15 protein-coding genes and 1 pseudogene are annotated in these 15,439 nt (G+C 70.2%); 7 read left to right on the forward strand and 9 right to left on the reverse strand.

The window, feature by feature from the left end:
- Positions 1 to 7: 7 nt before the first annotated feature.
- From Mco01_RS09355 to Mco01_RS09380, 6 genes are all read right to left on the reverse strand, one after another.
- Positions 8 to 676: a hypothetical protein gene (locus Mco01_RS09355; protein ID WP_204056483.1), complete on the reverse strand. Its 669-nt coding sequence runs from the start codon at positions 674 to 676 to the stop codon at positions 8 to 10.
- Positions 677 to 809: 133 nt separating this feature from the next.
- Positions 810 to 1,472 carry a response regulator gene (locus tag Mco01_RS09360; RefSeq protein ID WP_239103476.1) on the reverse strand — a complete coding sequence of 221 codons (663 nt, stop codon included), beginning with the start codon at positions 1,470 to 1,472 and terminating at the stop codon, positions 810 to 812.
- A gap of 40 nt (positions 1,473 to 1,512) precedes the next feature.
- Positions 1,513 to 2,586: a sensor histidine kinase gene (locus Mco01_RS09365; RefSeq protein ID WP_204056485.1), complete on the reverse strand. Its 1,074-nt coding sequence runs from the start codon at positions 2,584 to 2,586 to the stop codon at positions 1,513 to 1,515.
- Positions 2,587 to 2,754: 168 nt separating this feature from the next.
- Positions 2,755 to 4,155, reverse strand: coding sequence for a nitrilase-related carbon-nitrogen hydrolase (locus Mco01_RS09370; protein ID WP_204056486.1), 1,401 nt, complete (start codon positions 4,153 to 4,155; stop codon positions 2,755 to 2,757).
- Between the two features lie 35 nt (positions 4,156 to 4,190).
- On the reverse strand, positions 4,191 to 4,877 hold the full coding sequence (locus Mco01_RS09375) for a response regulator (protein ID WP_204056487.1): 687 nt from the start codon (positions 4,875 to 4,877) through the stop codon (positions 4,191 to 4,193).
- A gap of 5 nt (positions 4,878 to 4,882) precedes the next feature.
- Complete coding sequence (locus Mco01_RS09380; RefSeq protein ID WP_204056488.1) at positions 4,883 to 6,052, reverse strand: sensor histidine kinase; 1,170 nt, start codon at positions 6,050 to 6,052, stop codon at positions 4,883 to 4,885.
- A gap of 409 nt (positions 6,053 to 6,461) precedes the next feature.
- On the opposite strand from Mco01_RS09380, the gene Mco01_RS09385 reads away from it, so the two are divergent.
- From Mco01_RS09385 to Mco01_RS09400, 4 genes are all read left to right on the forward strand, one after another.
- Positions 6,462 to 7,340: a helix-turn-helix domain-containing protein gene (locus Mco01_RS09385; RefSeq protein ID WP_204056489.1), complete on the forward strand. Its 879-nt coding sequence runs from the start codon at positions 6,462 to 6,464 to the stop codon at positions 7,338 to 7,340.
- A gap of 341 nt (positions 7,341 to 7,681) precedes the next feature.
- Positions 7,682 to 8,572 (forward strand): SDR family oxidoreductase, encoded by an 891-nt coding sequence (locus Mco01_RS09390; RefSeq protein ID WP_204056490.1) that lies wholly within the window; start codon positions 7,682 to 7,684, stop codon positions 8,570 to 8,572.
- A 24-nt stretch (positions 8,573 to 8,596) separates the two neighbouring features.
- The gene (locus tag Mco01_RS09395; protein WP_204056491.1) at positions 8,597 to 9,604 is read left to right on the forward strand and encodes an alcohol dehydrogenase catalytic domain-containing protein; all 1,008 of its coding nucleotides are present in this window, start codon (positions 8,597 to 8,599) and stop codon (positions 9,602 to 9,604) included.
- 153 nt (positions 9,605 to 9,757) lie between these two features.
- Complete coding sequence (locus Mco01_RS09400) at positions 9,758 to 9,967, forward strand: hypothetical protein (protein ID WP_204056492.1); 210 nt, start codon at positions 9,758 to 9,760, stop codon at positions 9,965 to 9,967.
- A gap of 122 nt (positions 9,968 to 10,089) precedes the next feature.
- On the opposite strand, the pseudogene Mco01_RS40505 reads toward Mco01_RS09400, so the two are convergent.
- Positions 10,090 to 10,163 (reverse strand): annotated as a pseudogene (locus Mco01_RS40505) (peptide-methionine (S)-S-oxide reductase MsrA); the annotation flags it as partial.
- A 46-nt stretch (positions 10,164 to 10,209) separates the two neighbouring features.
- A complete protein-coding gene (locus Mco01_RS09405; protein WP_204056493.1) occupies positions 10,210 to 11,157 on the reverse strand; it encodes an SDR family NAD(P)-dependent oxidoreductase in 948 nt (315 codons plus the stop codon).
- 105 nt (positions 11,158 to 11,262) lie between these two features.
- Between Mco01_RS09405 and Mco01_RS09410 the strand changes: the two genes are divergently transcribed.
- Positions 11,263 to 11,928 carry a TetR/AcrR family transcriptional regulator gene (locus tag Mco01_RS09410; RefSeq protein ID WP_204056494.1) on the forward strand — a complete coding sequence of 222 codons (666 nt, stop codon included), beginning with the start codon at positions 11,263 to 11,265 and terminating at the stop codon, positions 11,926 to 11,928.
- Between the two features lie 177 nt (positions 11,929 to 12,105).
- On the opposite strand, the gene Mco01_RS09415 is transcribed toward Mco01_RS09410, so the two are convergent.
- The gene (locus Mco01_RS09415) at positions 12,106 to 13,179 is read right to left on the reverse strand and encodes a hypothetical protein (protein ID WP_204056495.1); all 1,074 of its coding nucleotides are present in this window, start codon (positions 13,177 to 13,179) and stop codon (positions 12,106 to 12,108) included.
- Positions 13,180 to 13,416: 237 nt separating this feature from the next.
- Here Mco01_RS09415 and Mco01_RS09420 point away from each other — a divergent pair, with 237 nt between their 5' ends.
- Positions 13,417 to 14,691, forward strand: coding sequence for a sensor histidine kinase (locus Mco01_RS09420; RefSeq protein WP_204056496.1), 1,275 nt, complete (start codon positions 13,417 to 13,419; stop codon positions 14,689 to 14,691).
- A complete protein-coding gene (locus Mco01_RS09425; protein WP_204056497.1) occupies positions 14,688 to 15,353 on the forward strand; it encodes a response regulator in 666 nt (221 codons plus the stop codon). The genes Mco01_RS09420 and Mco01_RS09425 overlap by 4 nt, the downstream gene beginning before the upstream one ends.
- The last annotated feature ends 86 nt before the right edge of the window (positions 15,354 to 15,439 follow it).

Genomic DNA, 15,439 nt, shown 5'->3' on the forward strand with positions numbered 1-15,439 from the left:
AGACAGGTCACTGCCGCGGTGACCGCCGGAGGGTCGAGGCGGCCGCGGGCAGGCTGGCCAGGACGAGCATGCCCAGGGCGACCGTGCCGAGGACGATGGGGCGCCCGGGCAGGACGAACGCGGCGACCGTCAACGGGCTGCTGAGCGCCATCGCCCAGGCGGCCCACGCGGGGACCGCCCCGGCCCGGTGGAGCGCGATGCCGAGCAGGATGTAGGCCACCAGATGGCCGATGACGTAGATGATGAGATAGCTGTTCATCATCAGGTCGGTGCTGAACCGGTCCAGCAGTTCGGCGTTGGACGGGGCGGACGGGTGAAGCATGGCCACACCCAGGTCGTCCAGGGCGGTCAGGGCGGAGAACGGCAGCCAGCCCAGTACGGCGATCAGGCCGCCGATCGTGGCCAGCCAGGGCGCCCGGTCGTAGGCCAGGCGGGCCAGTCCCATGGCGCTGAGGGGGAGCAGGAGCGAGGCGGCGAAGAACGCGGCCAGCCGTACGGCGTTGCCGGTCTGGCCCATGGCGTCGTCGGCGTCCAAGGTGGCCTGGCCGCCCTGGTGGACGGCTGGGCTGAACACGCCGCCGACGAGGAAGGCCAGCGGCCCGCCGACGATGGATGCCGCCAGGACCATCCGGGTCAGGCGTTGGTACCCAGGGAGAGTGGTGGTCAAGGTCGTCATGGTCGCCTCCGGGGGGTCGAGTCACTGCGAGCAGCTTCCCGCTTGAGGTCGGCCGGGTCGTCGGGCGGCATACGGCACTTGGACTGCGCGTTCCCGCGTACCCGGAGCGCGGGCGTACGTAGCGGGACGTATGTCAGCGCCCGGGGCGGACCAGGCCCGATTCATAGGCGAAGACGACCAGCTGGGCGCGGTCGCGGACGGCGAGCTTGACCATGGCCCGGGAGACGTGGGTGCGGGCGGTGGCGGGGCTGATCACGAGATGCCTGGCGATCTCGTCGTTGGACAGCCCTCTGCCGACGAGCGCGACGATCTCCCGCTCCCGATCGGTGAGCCGGTCCAGCGCCCGCGCGGAGGGGCCGGCTGGGGCAGGCCCGACGGCGAAGGCCGCCACCAGCCGGCGCGCGGCCTGCGGGGCGAGGAGCGAATCGCCGGCGGCAGCCACCCGGATGCCGCGCAGCAGCTCGGCCGGGTCGGCGTCCTTGAGCAGGAACCCGGCCGCGCCGGCTCGGATGGCCTCGAAGACCAGCTCGTCCTCGTCGAAGGTGGTCAGCACCAGCACCCGCACGCCGGACAGCTCCGGATCAGCCGCGATCACCCTGGTGGCGGCCAGCCCGTCCAGCACCGGCATCCGGATGTCCATCACGATCACGTCGGGGTGGTGAGCGCGTACGGCGGCGAGCGCCTGCCGCCCGTCACCGGCCTCGGCGACCACCTCCAGGCCGGGCTCGGCTGCCAGCAGCGCCCGCAGCCCGGAGCGGATCATGACCTGATCGTCGGCGAGCACGACCCGCAGCACGCTCACCGCACCACTCCCGGTACGGCCCGCGGCACGCCCATCACGCCGCCCCGAGCGGCAGCCGGGCGTGCAGAGCGAATCCGCCGCCGGGCGCCGGTCCGGCCCGCAGCTCGCCCCCGGCGGCGTCCACCCGTTCGGCCATCCCGCGCAGTCCATGGCCCAGAGCCGGTGCCTCGGCACCGGCGCCGTCGTCCGTCACGTCGATCTCCAGCCAGTCTCCGGCCCGCGCGACGCGGGTCCGCGCGTGGACCCCGGGCCCGGCGTGGCGCATCACGTTGGTCAGGGCCTCCTGCACCACCCGGTAGGCGGTGGCGCCGATCACCTCGGGAACCGGCCGACCGCCGAGCCGGGTGTCCAGGTCCACCCGCAGGCCGCTCGCCCGTACCGACGTCACCAGCGCGTCCAGGTCGGCCAGCCCGGGCCCGGCTTCGCCCGCCCCGCGGACCGCCGAAAGCGCCACCCTGGCCTGCGCGAGGGCCTCGTTGCTGATTTCCCGGATCGCGTGCAGCGCCTGCCCGGCCTGCTCGGGCCGGCGGTCCACCAGGTGCAGCGCGACACCGGCCTGCAGGCTGATCGAGGCCAGGCTGTGGGACAGGACGTCGTGCAGCTCCCGGGCGATCCGTAGCCGTTCCTGCGCCACCTGGGCGGCGGCCTCCTGCTCGGCGAGCCGCCGCCGGACCTGCGCAGACAGCGCGGTCACCACGGCCACCGCCGCCCAGATCACCGCAACTGCGACCATCTTGATCGGGTCCCAGCCCTCCGTCGGGCCGGTGGCGACCGCCACCGCCACGCCGCCGACTGCGGCCGGCGGCACCCACCGCCGAGTCCTGACGACCCCGGAGACCAGCGCCACAAGCCCGGCGAAGGCGCCGATGTAGACCGGCCAGCCCCCGAACCGCAGCGCCAGGTAGGCCGTCGCGGCGCCCACGGCGAGCGCGAAGGCCAAGACGGGCAGCGCCCGCCGTACGGCCAGCGGCAGCCCGCACCCCACCAGCAGCGCCACCCCCAGCGTGGTCACCGGGCGGGCGTCCGGCTGGGTGACCCGCACCACGAGCGACCCCGCGGCCATGAACGCGCCCAGCAGCAGCGCCGCGACCGCGTCCCATGCAGGCACGGTACGCACGATGATATGAAAGCAGAGATTCCGGGCTACTCGAAGTGCTGCCTGGTGCGGTTAGGCCGGCTTCGGTACCGCGTAGGAGGGCACTGCGTTTGCCGAGAAAGACGAACGCATGCTTCGCTTCGTGCCCGCGTCGGTCATGCGTGAGAGACCTCAAACGAGTCAAGCCCCTGGTCGGTATGAGTCGACCACGTCGTCCCCGAACGGTACCTGCTTGCCCACACCCCCGCCCGAGGAGCCGTGCTGGGTCCCGTCGGTCGGGCCCTCGCTCACCGAGCTGGAAGATTTCGTACGGGCCAGCACGCCGAGCGCGAGCAGCAGCAACCCGGCCGAGGCCCACGCGGCCCAGTCGCCCAGGGCGGTGTAGAGGGTGGCCGAGCCCTCCCGAGGCAGGGTGGCCGTGACCGTGGTCAGGCCCGTTCTGTCGCTGTAGCGCTCGGTCACGATCCGGCCGCGGTTGTCGCTGACCGTCAGCCATCCCTGGCGTGCGGCACGGGCCACTGCCAGGCCGTTCTCCACGCCGCGCACCACCGCCATGCGGCTGTGCAGCCACGCGTCCTCGTCGAAGTCCCAGGAGGGCGCGAGCAGGGCGGCGACGCCGGCCTTGCCGTACTCCCTGACCAGGCCGGGGAAGTCGAGGTCCTTGCAGATGATGAGGCCGAGCCGATTGCCGTCGAGGAAGGCCAAGCCGGTGCCGGGCCGGAACCCGCGCTCCACCCCGGGGATCATGTGGTGCTTGTCGTAGCGCACGCCGGAGGGGTAGCTCACCGCGCTGTTGGTCTCCGTGGCGATCCCCGCGACCACCTCCACACCCGGGCGGGCGAACGGCAGGTCGGCGGTCGTGAAAACCTTCTCGGGCAGCACCACGATCTGCGCACCGCGGGCCATCGCGGCGTCAATGGCCTCGCCGTACCGGCGGACAAGATCCTCGGAGTTGTCCGTCGCGACCAGCGCGACCTTCCGTCCTCCGGTGTCGGCGGGCGTCGAGAGCCGTACGAACCCGTGGCCGAGCGTGAGCGCCACCAGCACGCCCGAGACCACCGCCGCCCGTGGCCGCAGGACCGCGATCGAGGCAGGCACGAACAGCAGGAGGAAGGTGATGCCCCAGACCCCGGTGACAGAGGCGGTCTGCAGCACGGGCAGGAAGTCGGCCTGCGTGTACGCCAGACTCCACCAGGCCCCGTGCGGTCCGGCGAGGTTCATGACGTACTCGGTGGTGACCCAGACGGCCGGGACGGCTGCCGCCGCCAGGAGCGGCCTGCCGCGCATGAGCAGGGTGCGGAAGAGCAGCACGCCCAGGCCGTAGCAGAGCGCGGGGCCGGCGATGAGGGCGGCGACCAGCGCGGGCGGCATCTCGAGGGTCCTGGTGAAGTACGGCCACATCTGCACCTGGCCGGCGATCCAGATGAGCGTCCCGGCGGTGAAAGCCGTACCCCTGCCCGCCCGGCGAGCCAGGAAGAGGACGGGCAGCGGCGCGAGCCAGGTGAGCCACCAGACGGGGTGGAGACCGGTGCCGAAGTGCATCAGGACGGCGGAGGCGAGGGTGAGGAGGATGCGTTCCATGCCGACGATCGTGCTTTCCTCACCCTGCCGGCGCGTCAGTCTCGAGTGCGATCTCCGCTGTCACTCTCACCGGCGACCACCAGCCCGGACTCATAGGCCAGCACCACGGCCTGGACCCGGTCCCGCAGGTCCAGCTTGGTGAGCATGCGGCTGACGTGCGTCTTGACCGTGTGCTCGGTGACCGTGAGCGAGGCGGCGATCTCCGCGTTCGACAGGCCGCGCGCGACCAGCTTCAGCGTCTCGCGCTCGCGTTCGGTCAGTGCGTCCAGCCTGGCCGCCAGCCGGGGGGCGACGCCGTGGGCGGGCCTGCGCACCAGGTCCTCGAGCAGTCTCCTGGTCGCCGCCGGGGCAAGCAGGGCATCGCCCGAGGCGACGGTGCGTACGGCGTGGGCGAGCTCGTCGCGCCGGATGTCTTTCAGCAGGAAACCGCTCGCTCCCGCCCGGACCGCGTCGTAGACGTACTCGTCGAGGTCGAACATGGTCAGCACCAGCACCTTGGCGGCGGTGGTGGCGCAGATCTCCCTGGTCGCCTCGATGCCGTTCGTGCCCGGCATGCGCACGTCCATCAGGACCACGTCCGGCTCGAGCCGTCTGGCCTCAGCTATCGCCTCCTCGCCGTCGGCGGCCTCGCCGACCACCTCCATGTCCGGCTGCGCGTCCAGGATCAGCCCGAACCCCGCGCGGAACAGGTCCTGGTCGTCGGCGATGAGCACCCGCAACATGCGGGCTATTCAAGCGGAAATTCAGCTTTCACCAAGAATCCCCCGTTTTGCCCCGACTCGGCCCTGAGCGTTCCGCCACATGCCGCCGCCCGTTCCCGCATCCCAGCCAGCCCGTAACCGCCGCCCTGGCCCGGCCCCCGCCCGTCGTCGGCGATCTCCACCGTCAGGCTCTCCAGCCAGGTCAGAGTGAGGCGTACGGCACGCGTACCGGCGTGCTTGCGCACGTTGGTCAGCGCCTCCTGAACGATGCGGTAGACGGCGGCCTCAACGCTTTCGGGGACCGGGCGCGGGATACCGACGGTCGTGCTCACCACATCGAGGCCACTGTGCTCGACCAGCGCAGGGAGGTTGGCCAGACGGGGCTGAAACAGCGACTCGCCCAGGCGCTCGCCGGCACGACCCCACGACGGTCCGCCACCTTCGCCCGGGGACCGCAGCGCGGCGAGCACCCCCCGAAGCTCGGCCAGCGCACCCCTTCCCGTGTCGGCGATCGCGTCGAAAACCGCCTCGGCCCTGTCTGGGTCGCTGCGCACCACCACCGGCCCGGCCTCGGCCTGAACCACCATCAGCCCAACGGAATGGGTGACGATGTCGTGCATGTCGCGCGCGATCCGGGTGCGCTCCTCGGCCGCCGCCGCGATGTGCTCCTGCTCCCGCCGCCGCGCCCGCTCGGCCAGTTCGGCAGTTCGCGAACGACTCGCCCTGGCACTGGTGCCCAGCGCGTAGGCGGCCACGAAGGCAGTCCCCATCAGCCGGAAGGTCTCGTCGTTCTCTCCCGGCAGCACCAGCGAGACACCCACAGTCGCGACGATCAACGGAATCGCCGCCAGCCTCTTCCACGTGTGGCTCACGTCGGCGATCGTGTAGACGGCCAGCAGCGGCCCAAAGGGCAAAAAGGGCTTCTCCCACGTAACCATCACCGACATCGCCGCCCCGACCACCGCCGCGACCACCATCGGTGCCTGCCTACGCCACCACACCGGCACCGACGCCAACAGCCCCAGCCCGATGATCCACCACGGTTTGGGATCGGGCAGTAGAAGCGGCCCAACCGTAGCCAGGACCACGCCCAACGCAAGCGCCCCGTCAACCGCCCTACCGATCCGGCCCGCTGCGAACATCCGCCCATTATCAGGATTTATCCGCCCGCTGCCTTCACTCTCTGAAGTGATCATCCCCGGCCTCCGTCGCGAACGGGGTGCTCGACAGGGCTGACCGCTACAGACCAGGAGCACCGGAGCATGGCCTGACGAAAGTCAGGGGTGGGCCGTGTCCTTCGGCGCCCGAGGTGGAGGTCGGCGGCGTCGAAGGCGCGTTCCTCCGGAGGTCGTCAGCCCGGTCGGGCACCAGGCCGAAGGGTCACCTTCGTTGGCACCGGTGCCGCCGATGCCGCAGTAGCCGTTGGGGTCACGGAAGAGGAAACGCTCGGTCCTCCCGGTCGCCTCGCACCCGCCTTGACGAGACGTCTAGCCCGGATGACCTGGCGTTTCGTCCTATGCCGTAATTTGGTCAGCGATGATGCTCAGGGGAACTGATCGTGAATCAAGGGGGGGCCGGCAGCCGGAGGAGGTCTTCGCGCGCAGCATGCTGGCTGAGTTCTCGCTTCCGGGGGAGCGGGTTCTGTGCAGCGGAGAGCTGGGCTGGCAGACGATGCTCGCCCGCACGTACGTCGATCCGCCGCGGGTGGAGCAGTTCTCCACCGCGCAGTCGAGTGACCTACTGATCGTGCTGGTGACCAGCGGCACATACGCCATCGAGAGCCGCAAGGGCCGCCGCTGGCGGCAGGCGAACTACTATCCCGGCTCAGTGGGAGTGACGTCGCCGGACAACGTGAGCGTGTTGCGCTGGCAGAGCACGTCGGCGCAGCGGCTGGAGTCGCTGCACCTGCACCTGAGCGCGGACCTGCTCAAGCAGATCTCTGAGGCACTCGGCGAGAAGGGTCCATGGCAGCGGAGGCTGCCGGACGCTCTGCTGCTCGACGATCCCTTCGTCGTGTCGGCGGGACGGGCGGTCGGGCGGGCGCTGCAGAGTCGCGCGCCGGCCCTGTACGCCGACTCGATCGCGCAGATGCTCGCCACGCACCTGCTGTACGGCCTGGAGTCGGAGATCGCGACCAAGGTGCGGCCTGCCGCGCTCGGCGAGTCCGCGCTGCGGCGCGTCACGGCGTACATGCACGAGCATCTGCACGAGGACGTGAGTCTCGACGATCTCGCCGCCCAGGCGAACATCAGTAAGTACCACTTCCTGCGCACGTTTTCCAAGGTGACCGGTACCACCCCGCACCGCTACCTGGTGGACCTGCGCATGAGCCGGGCCGCCGATCTGCTCCGCGACACCGTTCAGCCGGTGCTGCACATCGCTGTGGCCTGTGGGTACCGCAGCCCCGCGCAGTTCACCGCCGCCTTCCGCCGGCGCTTCGGCCTGTCCCCCACAGAGTTCCGCCGCCAGTTCCGAGCGGGGTGATCGTTGAGCCGGCACCAGGGCCGGCGCACGGTCTGCGCAACCCCGGGCGAACATTGCGCAATTTACCGACATATCGGGCGGGCCGCATCTGGCAATCTGGGCGGGCGTTGATGGAGTGCCGCGGTCCTATTGCGACATCGACTGCGATAGCGCAGGTCACGTGGGGTCGCAGCGCCGTCCCGGCGCGGTCTCCCGACAGGGCGCGGCGAGGACGTCACCGAGATCCCGATCAGTGTCGGGACCTCTTTCCACCATCGTCGCCGGCTTCGGCGTTCGCCGGGCAAGCCGAGCCGGGATGTTCGTCCTGCGCACGTCGCACGACCGACAGGAGAGGAATCCATATGACCAACGTCATCGTCATCACTGGGGCGTCCAGCGGTTTCGGCGCGCTGTCCGCGCGCGCTCTGGCCGATGCCGGCAACATCGTCTACGCCGGGATGCGTGCCACCACCGGCCGCAACGCACCGCAGGTCCGGGCTGCCGCCGACTATGCCAAGGAGTACGGCGTGGACCTGCGCTCGATCGAACTGGACGTGAGCTCACAGGAGTCCGTCGACGCGGCGATCGCGCAGATCGAGGCCGACTGCGGCCGGATCGACGTTCTGATCCACAACGCCGGCCACATGGTGGTCGGCCCGGTCGAGGCGTTCACCCCTGAGCAACTCGCCGAGCTGTACGACGTGAACGTCCTGTCGACCCAACGCGTGAACCGTGCGGTGCTGCCGGGCATGCGGCACCGTGGGCAGGGCCTGGTGATCTGGGTGTCCAGCTCCAGCGTCAAGGGCGGCACCCCGCCGTACCTGGCGCCGTACTTCGCCGCGAAGGCCGGCATGGACTCGCTCGCCGTGAGCTACTCCGCCGAGCTGGCCCGGTGGGGCGTGGAGACCTCGATCGTGGTCCCGGGATCGTTCACCAGCGGAACCAACCACTTCGCCCATTCGGGCCGCCCGGCCGACACCGACGTCGAGACGGAGTACGAGGCCAGGTATACGGGTTTGATGGATCAGGTCTCGCAGAAGCTCGCCGCCTTGTTCCCCGCGGAAGCCGACGTCTCGCTGGTCTCCGATGAGATCGCCCGGATCGTCGCCCTGCCGCCCGGGCAGCGGCCGTACCGGGTTCACATCGACCCGGCGAACGACGGATCCGAAGAGGTCTCGAATGTCGCCGACCGCGTCCGGCGCGAGTTCTACGCCCGCATCGGCCTCGATGACCTGCTCACCGTTCACAAGTAGAACTGACAGAGAAGAGGAGTAGCGATGCGTGCAGCTGTCGCGACCGGGGTGAATGAGCCTCTGTCGATCGTGGAACGGGATGTGCCCACGCCAGGGCCGGGTGAGGTGCTGGTCCGGCTCATCGCGTGTGGGGTGTGTTTCACCGACCTGAACCTGGTCCGCGGGCACTACCCGTTCGCCCGGTTCCCGGTGGTCCCTGGGCATGAGGTCACCGGAGTGGTGGAGTCTGTCGGGGAGGGCGTCACCTTCCCGGCGGTGGGCACCCATGTCGGGGCGCAGTTCCTGTACGACTCGTGCGGGCACTGCGACTACTGCGTACGGGGCGAGCAGATTCTGTGCCCGTCCAAGCGGATCACCGGCATCATGACCGATGGCGGATACGCCGAGTACGGCATCTTCAAGGCCGGGTTCGTCACCCCGCTTCCGGACGGGCTGGACCCGATCGCGGCCGCGCCGCTGATGTGCGCGGGCATCACCGCCTACAACGGCTTGCGCCGGGCCGGGATCACGCCTGAGTCCAGGGTGGCGGTCATCGGTGCCGGCGGCATCGGGGCACTTGCCATCCGGTACGCCGTCGCCATGGGCGCTCGCGTCGCGGTCATCGGGCATTCGCGCCGGTCGGAGCAGGAGGCGCTGGGACTGGGCGCCGAGCGGTTCATCGCCGGCGGGGAGGAGGATCCGGCGGTCGCGCTGAAGGCCTGGGAAGGTGGCGCGAACGTCGTACTGAACGCGGCCCCCACCACCGCGGCCGCCGCGTCGACGCTTGGCGGGCTGGCCCCCGACGGCACGCTCGTGCTGTGCGGGTACGACGCGGACAACCTCTCGTTGCCGACCATGCCGATGGTCCTCAACCGGCTGCACGTCATGGCCAACCCGTCGGGCTCCCCGCACGACCTGCGCGACACGCTGCGCTTTTCCGCATTCCACAACATCCTGCCCGAGATCACCCAGATCTCGCTGGACGAGACGCCGAAGACGCTGGAGGCGATGGCCGCAGGTGGTGTCCACGGCCGCCGGGTGATCGTCTTCTAAGGCGCAGGTGACCGGCGAGAAGGCCCACCGGACAGGCCGCTCAGCGTCTGGAGCCTTCTCAGCGCAGCCGGAACACGACATCGCAACTCCGAGGGCCTCGCGCTCAACATGGGCCCGGTACGGTGGCTGCGAGAGTGGCGTACGAACTGGACAGTGCGGTACACGGCAACCGACCGCAGGGTACTTGTGACCTTCCGTAACGGCGGGCCGCGGTCGGTGAGCTACGAGTACCAGCAGCTGGGGCCGCCTCAGGTCGTCCACGGGAACATCCGGATGGAATGGCTCCGCGAGCCTGGCAGGGTGGTGGAGTTGAGCGACATCCGTGACCCGTTGATCGTGCACCATCTGATCACGCGCGCCTAGGCCGAGCAGCGGCATCCTCTGTGATGTTTCCCGCGCAGGGGAGAAACGCTGCGATTCCTGTCAACAGCGGGCCGCCTCCCGGCTTGACCCTGTAATGAAGGTTCTCGCCGAAAACGGCTCTGGCCGACGGAGCAGCTCACACCGGTGCCGCAGATACCGCAGTAGCCATTCGGCACCTTAAAAGGTATTGCTGGTGCTAGCGGTTCTCCCGAGGAGAAGCTGGCGCCTCCTCCCGGCGCGGGCTACATCGTGATGGCCGATCCGGAGGGATACGAGTTCTGCTTGGACTGAACGACGGGGAACCTCACTCCGGTGAGGTCTTCGGAGACGGCCCACAGCCGCTGCTGGACGGCTACCTCGTACGACTCCGGGCTGGAGGTGACCAGCCGGGGGTGGCCCATGATCTCGTAGCGTCCGCCGGGACCGTAGTACTGGCCGCCGAGCACCGAGAGGTCGGTGGCGGCGCGTAGGGTCGCCAACGCGCCCATCGCCGACGTCTGGGCGATCAGCGGCGCGAGCCAGGTGAGCGGAAGCCGGAGGGCCGCGGGGCTGTTGCGGGCGAGCTCGGTGTTGGACACGCCGGGGTGGGCGGCCAAGGCGACGGTGGTGCCGTGCGCAGCGAGCCGGCGCTGCAGCTCGTACGTGAACATCAGGTTGGCCAGCTTGGACTGGCCGTAGGCGGCGACCCGGCTGTACGACCGCTCCCACTGCAGGTCGTCGAAGTGGATCGCGGCCCGGACGCGGTGGCCGATGCTGCTGACCGTGACCACACGCGAGCCGGGCACCGGCAGCATCCGGTCGAGCAGCAGCCCGGTGAGCGCGAAGTGGCCGAGGTGGTTGGTGCCGAACTGCATCTCGAAGCCGTCCCGGGTGGTCTGCTTCGGGGTGTACATCACGCCGGCGTTGTTGATCAGCAGGTCGATCCGGTCGAGCCGGGACCGCAGCGCCGCCGCGGCGGCCCGGACGGAGTCGAGCGAGGTCAGGTCCAGCGCCTGCACGGTCACGTCGCCGGTCATGCGGGCCGCGGCCTGCTGGCCCTTCTCGACGTTGCGTACGGCGAGCACCACGGACGCCCCGCGCTCGGCGAGCGCCTTGGCGGTCTCGTACCCCAGTCCGGTGTTGGCCCCGGTCACCACGGCCACCCGCCCGCGCTGGTCCGGAATGTTCGCCGTCGTCCACTTCTCGCTCATGCGAGGCTCCTAGGTAACGTACCGAAGGTATCTTGTGCCGACGACGCTAAGGTACTCGAGGTACGTTGTCAACGTACCGGAGGTACTTAAATTAGACTGGCGGCCGTGGCTTTCCAGCGGGCGCGAACCGAAGAACAGCGGGAGATCCGCCGACGGGCGATCCTCGACATGGCGTCGGCGATGCTCGACGAGATGCCCGTGGCCGCGGTCACCCTCAACGAGCTCAGCCGCCGGGTCGGCCTGGCGAAGCCGAACGTGCTCCGCTACTTCGAGTCTCGCGAGGCGGTGCTGCTGGAACTGCTGGACCGATTCCTGCAGGAGTGGCTGACGGAACTGGCGGACGAGCTGGCGGCCGGCGTCGACGAAAAACTGCCCATGGCCGAGCGAGCGGCAGCGGTGGCCGAGATCCTCAGCCGCTCACTCTCCAGCCGAGCGGTGCTGTGCGACCTCTTCGGCGCCCAGGGCAGCGTGCTGGAACACAACGTCTCCGTCGAGGTCGTAGCACGCTACAAGCGCGCCTCCCTGGACCGCCTGACAACCATGTCCGCCCTGATCCAGAACTACCTGCCGGAGCTGGGCGAGAACGCGACACTGTTCAGCCTGCAAACCATGGTCATGGCCGGCGCGCTGTCGGCGTACAGCACACCCCCACCCAGCCTGCGGGCGGCCTACCAGGCCGAGCCCGACCTCGCCCGCTTCCACTTGGAGCTGAAGGACTCCTTGAAGCTGGCCCTGACCGGAACCCTCCTGGGCGTGCTGCCCCGCCGCTGACCTGCCTTGCACTGGACAGGTCCTCGAGCCTCGGTCCTCGGTCGGAACCAGGCCCGTCGGGCAGGCAGGCGCCCCACCTAGATGGGTCACCTAGCTTGACGTTGGTACCGCCGATGCCGCAGTAGCCGTTGGGCACCTTGAAAAGGCATTGCTGGTGGTAGAGGTACAGCTCATGCATTAAGTGGGCAGGCCGGTCGTGTCCTCGGCCATCTGGCAGTGGGGACAGGTTCCGCGCCGACGCAGGCCGTAGGCGCAGGCGGCGGCGCAAAGGGCGGCTCCCCACACGATCCACAGCATGCTCGGCACGTTGGTGCCCCATACGGCGAGATCGACGCCCATCCGGACATTCATCAGCCCGGCGGGTATCAGGACGACCGCCACGAGGGACGCAGGGATCACGGCGAGCGCCGGCGGGACTCGTTCGCCCGCCTTGAACCAGACCCAGCGTGGGTAGACCTCGCCCCACCGGTGGACGAGGCCGTGGGTGAGGACGCATCCGCAGATCGACGCGATGGCGCCGCCGAGTCCCACTTCCAGCATGCCGGGCGTCTCCCGCATCATTCGCACGAAGGCCTCGGGGACGCCGAGCGGGATTCCGAGATACCAGGCGATTCTGGTGACCTCGTACGGCACGGGTGCGGCGCACGCGACGTAGACGGCCCACCGGCCCCAGCGTCGCACCGCGTCCGGCGTGGTCCACCGGCCGGCCACCGCGCCGCGCCGGCCGCAATGCGCGCACGCCTGCCTGGTACGCCGCTGATAGGAGAGGGTCGCCAGGGCCCACAGCAGGCCACCGGCGAAGACCACGATCAGGTTCACCCGATGCCAGTACAGGATGTCCCCGAGGCCGTCCTGCGGTCCGGGCACCCCGGTGAAGGCGAACACCAGCAGTAGCGGGGCGAAAGCCAGCAGCGCGAGCAGGGTGTAGTCGGGGATCACCAGGGCGAGCGTTCCGGCCAGGGCCCAGCCGAAGACGAGCAGTGCCGTACGGGTGCCGTCCCGTCCCCATTCCCTGGCCATCGCCAGTGCGGCGATCGCGCCGGCCAGCCCGACGACGGCCATGGCCGGCGCGACGATCCCGACCTGGCCGCCCTCCAGGATCGAACCCGACGCATGGTCATCGTCGACGGACGCGAACGGAAAACCACCGCCGCCCAGCGCCCAGAAGAGCCCGAGCGCCCCGTATAACAGCGACCACACGGCCGCGGCGTATCCGGACCAGGCCGGCCAGTACCTCCACCAGCGGAGCATCTGTCATCACATCCCAACGATCTCGTTCGGGAATCACGTCCGGACGCGCACGCGGCCGCAGGCCTTCCGGGCGGCGCGGCGAGCCCGTGTCCGGCGCTGTAAAGGGTCTGGACCCAGCGTCGAGGAGGCCGGGCCGACGGCCCATGTGCCGAACGGCATGGCCGAAGGCGGATTCGGGCGGGTGAATGTGCCGTTCGGCACAGGGCGGTGGAACGGCCGGATATCTAGGCTCGGGGTATGCGAGCACGACTCAGCGGAGCCCTGCGGTGGCGCGAGCGGGCCGGCGCCGCCGCCGCCGTCCTCGTGGCGCTGACCGGGATCGCCGCCGCGCCCGCGTACGGCCCGCTGGCCACGCTGCCGATGTCTTCGACGATGGCGGCCGCGCTCGGGGTGCTCGCCGCCTGGCCGTACGACGGCCGCAGGATCGCGGCGGTCACCGGCGGGGCGGGCATCGTGTCGCTGGCCGCGACCACCGGCGTCCTGCTGCTCGGCGAGGAACAGAGGGCGCACACCTCTGCGACCTGGATGATCGGCGAGTCCGCGAGCCTACTCATCCTGGTCGTCCTGGTGGTACGTGCCGCGCCTGTCCGCCACGCGCTGATCGCCGCCGGACTGGCGGGGGTGGCCACGCCGGTCTTGCTGCTGCGGTTCGGGCTGGGGCCTCCGACCCTCGCAGCCCTGGCCGGATTCGCCGTCTGGGGGTTGTCGGCGGCACTCGCGGCCGCAGTCGGGCTCTACCTGCGCTCCCTGGACGACCATCGCGCCCGCTCCGTACGCGCGGCGCGGCAGGCGCAACGCACGCAACTGGCCCGCGACCTGCACGACTTCGTCGCCCACGACGTCAGCGGGATGCTCGCCCAAGCCCAGGTCGGCCGGATCCTCGCCGAACAGGACCCGCAGCAGGCGGTGGCCGCCTTCCAGCGCATCGAGCAGGCCGCGCTCCAGGCGCTGGCATCGATGGACCGGACGGTGCGGATGCTGCATGACGCTGACGATCTCGCGGCCGGGGATTGGGCGGGCCGGACACCGCTCCCAGCACTGACGGACCTTCCGGAGCTGGCCGATCGGTTCTCCTGCTCTGGCACGGCAGTGGTCCATCTTGACGTCGACGCGCGACTCGAAGACCCGAATGACGTCGTGCCTCGGGAAGTGGCCGCCACGGCGTACCGGGTCGTCGTGGAGGCACTGACCAACGTGCGCCGCCACGCGGTGACGGCGAGCCGAGTGGAGGTGACGGTCCGCCGCACCCGTAGCGTGGGTGATCTCACCGGGCACGGCCTGGAGGTCACCGTGACAGACGACGCTCGAACCGGACCCGCACCCGCCGGTCACGTGCTCGGCGGTGCGAGCCGCGGCGGCGGTTTCGGCTTGGCCGGTCTGACCGAACGCGTCGAAGCGCTCGGCGGCACGCTGGCCGCCGGCCCGTATGCTCCGCACGGATGGCGTGTCGCCGCCACCATGCCGCTGGCTGCCGCGCCTCACGGCGGGGACATCCGGCCGGTGACAGCATGACCGGCAGGCCGGCCCGCGTCTTGGTGGCCGACGATCAGGAGAACATCCGCAACGCGTTCCGCATCATCCTTGACGCCCAGCCGGACATGACCGTCGTCGCCGAGGCCGCCTGCGGGGCCACCGCTGTCGAACAGGCCCGCCATCTGCGCCCGGACGTGGTGCTCGCCGACATCCGAATGCCCCGCATCGACGGGCTAGAGGTCGCGCGCCTGCTCGCCGGGCCACAGGTGACCGACCCCATCCGTGTCGTGGTCGTCACCACCTTCGACCTCGACGACTACGTTTACACCGCACTGCGCAACGGCGCCTGCGGCTTCCTGCTGAAACGCTCCAGCCCCACCATCCTGGTCGAAGCCGTCCGCGCCGCCATGTCCGGCGACACCCTTATCAGCCCGCAGATCACCGTACGGCTCCTGCGCAATCTCACCGCGCCGTCGCCGCCCAGGTCCGGCCGCGTCGACTCCGCGCGACTCACCGATCGCGAACTTCAGATCGCCCGCCTGGTCGCCCAGGGCCATACCAACGCCGAGATCGCGGCCGCCCTGTTCATCTCGCCCGGCACGGTCAAGAACCACATCGCCGGCATCCAACGCAAGCTCGGGGCTCGGAACCGCGTCGGCATCGCCGCCTGGGCCTGGGACACCGGCAACGCCACCCCGTGATCGAGCTCGCCCGCTACCGGACGCGCAAGTCGGACGGTTATCGGTGATAGCCGAAGCGCCTCAACTGCTGGCGGCGGTCGTCAATG

The organism is Microbispora corallina, from assembly GCF_016863035.1.
Classification (GTDB): Bacteria; Actinomycetota; Actinomycetes; order Streptosporangiales; family Streptosporangiaceae; genus Microbispora; species Microbispora corallina.

Excerpts from the sequence above, each read along its gene's own strand:
- Mco01_RS09355 (WP_204056483.1), bottom strand. The coding sequence starts at position 676 with ATGACGACCTTGACCACCACTCTCCCTGGGTACCAACGCCTGACCCGG.
- Mco01_RS09370 (WP_204056486.1), bottom strand. The coding sequence starts at position 4,155 with ATGGAACGCATCCTCCTCACCCTCGCCTCCGCCGTCCTGATGCACTTC.
- Mco01_RS09375 (WP_204056487.1), bottom strand. The coding sequence starts at position 4,877 with ATGTTGCGGGTGCTCATCGCCGACGACCAGGACCTGTTCCGCGCGGGG.
- Mco01_RS09380 (WP_204056488.1), bottom strand. The coding sequence starts at position 6,052 with ATGATCACTTCAGAGAGTGAAGGCAGCGGGCGGATAAATCCTGATAAT.
- Mco01_RS09385 (WP_204056489.1), top strand. The coding sequence starts at position 6,462 with ATGCTGGCTGAGTTCTCGCTTCCGGGGGAGCGGGTTCTGTGCAGCGGA.
- Mco01_RS09390 (WP_204056490.1), top strand. The coding sequence starts at position 7,682 with ATGACCAACGTCATCGTCATCACTGGGGCGTCCAGCGGTTTCGGCGCG.
- Mco01_RS09395 (WP_204056491.1), top strand. The coding sequence starts at position 8,597 with ATGCGTGCAGCTGTCGCGACCGGGGTGAATGAGCCTCTGTCGATCGTG.
- Mco01_RS09405 (WP_204056493.1), bottom strand. The coding sequence starts at position 11,157 with ATGAGCGAGAAGTGGACGACGGCGAACATTCCGGACCAGCGCGGGCGG.
- Mco01_RS09415 (WP_204056495.1), bottom strand. The coding sequence starts at position 13,179 with ATGCTCCGCTGGTGGAGGTACTGGCCGGCCTGGTCCGGATACGCCGCG.
- Mco01_RS09420 (WP_204056496.1), top strand. The coding sequence starts at position 13,417 with ATGCGAGCACGACTCAGCGGAGCCCTGCGGTGGCGCGAGCGGGCCGGC.
- Mco01_RS09425 (WP_204056497.1), top strand. The coding sequence starts at position 14,688 with ATGACCGGCAGGCCGGCCCGCGTCTTGGTGGCCGACGATCAGGAGAAC.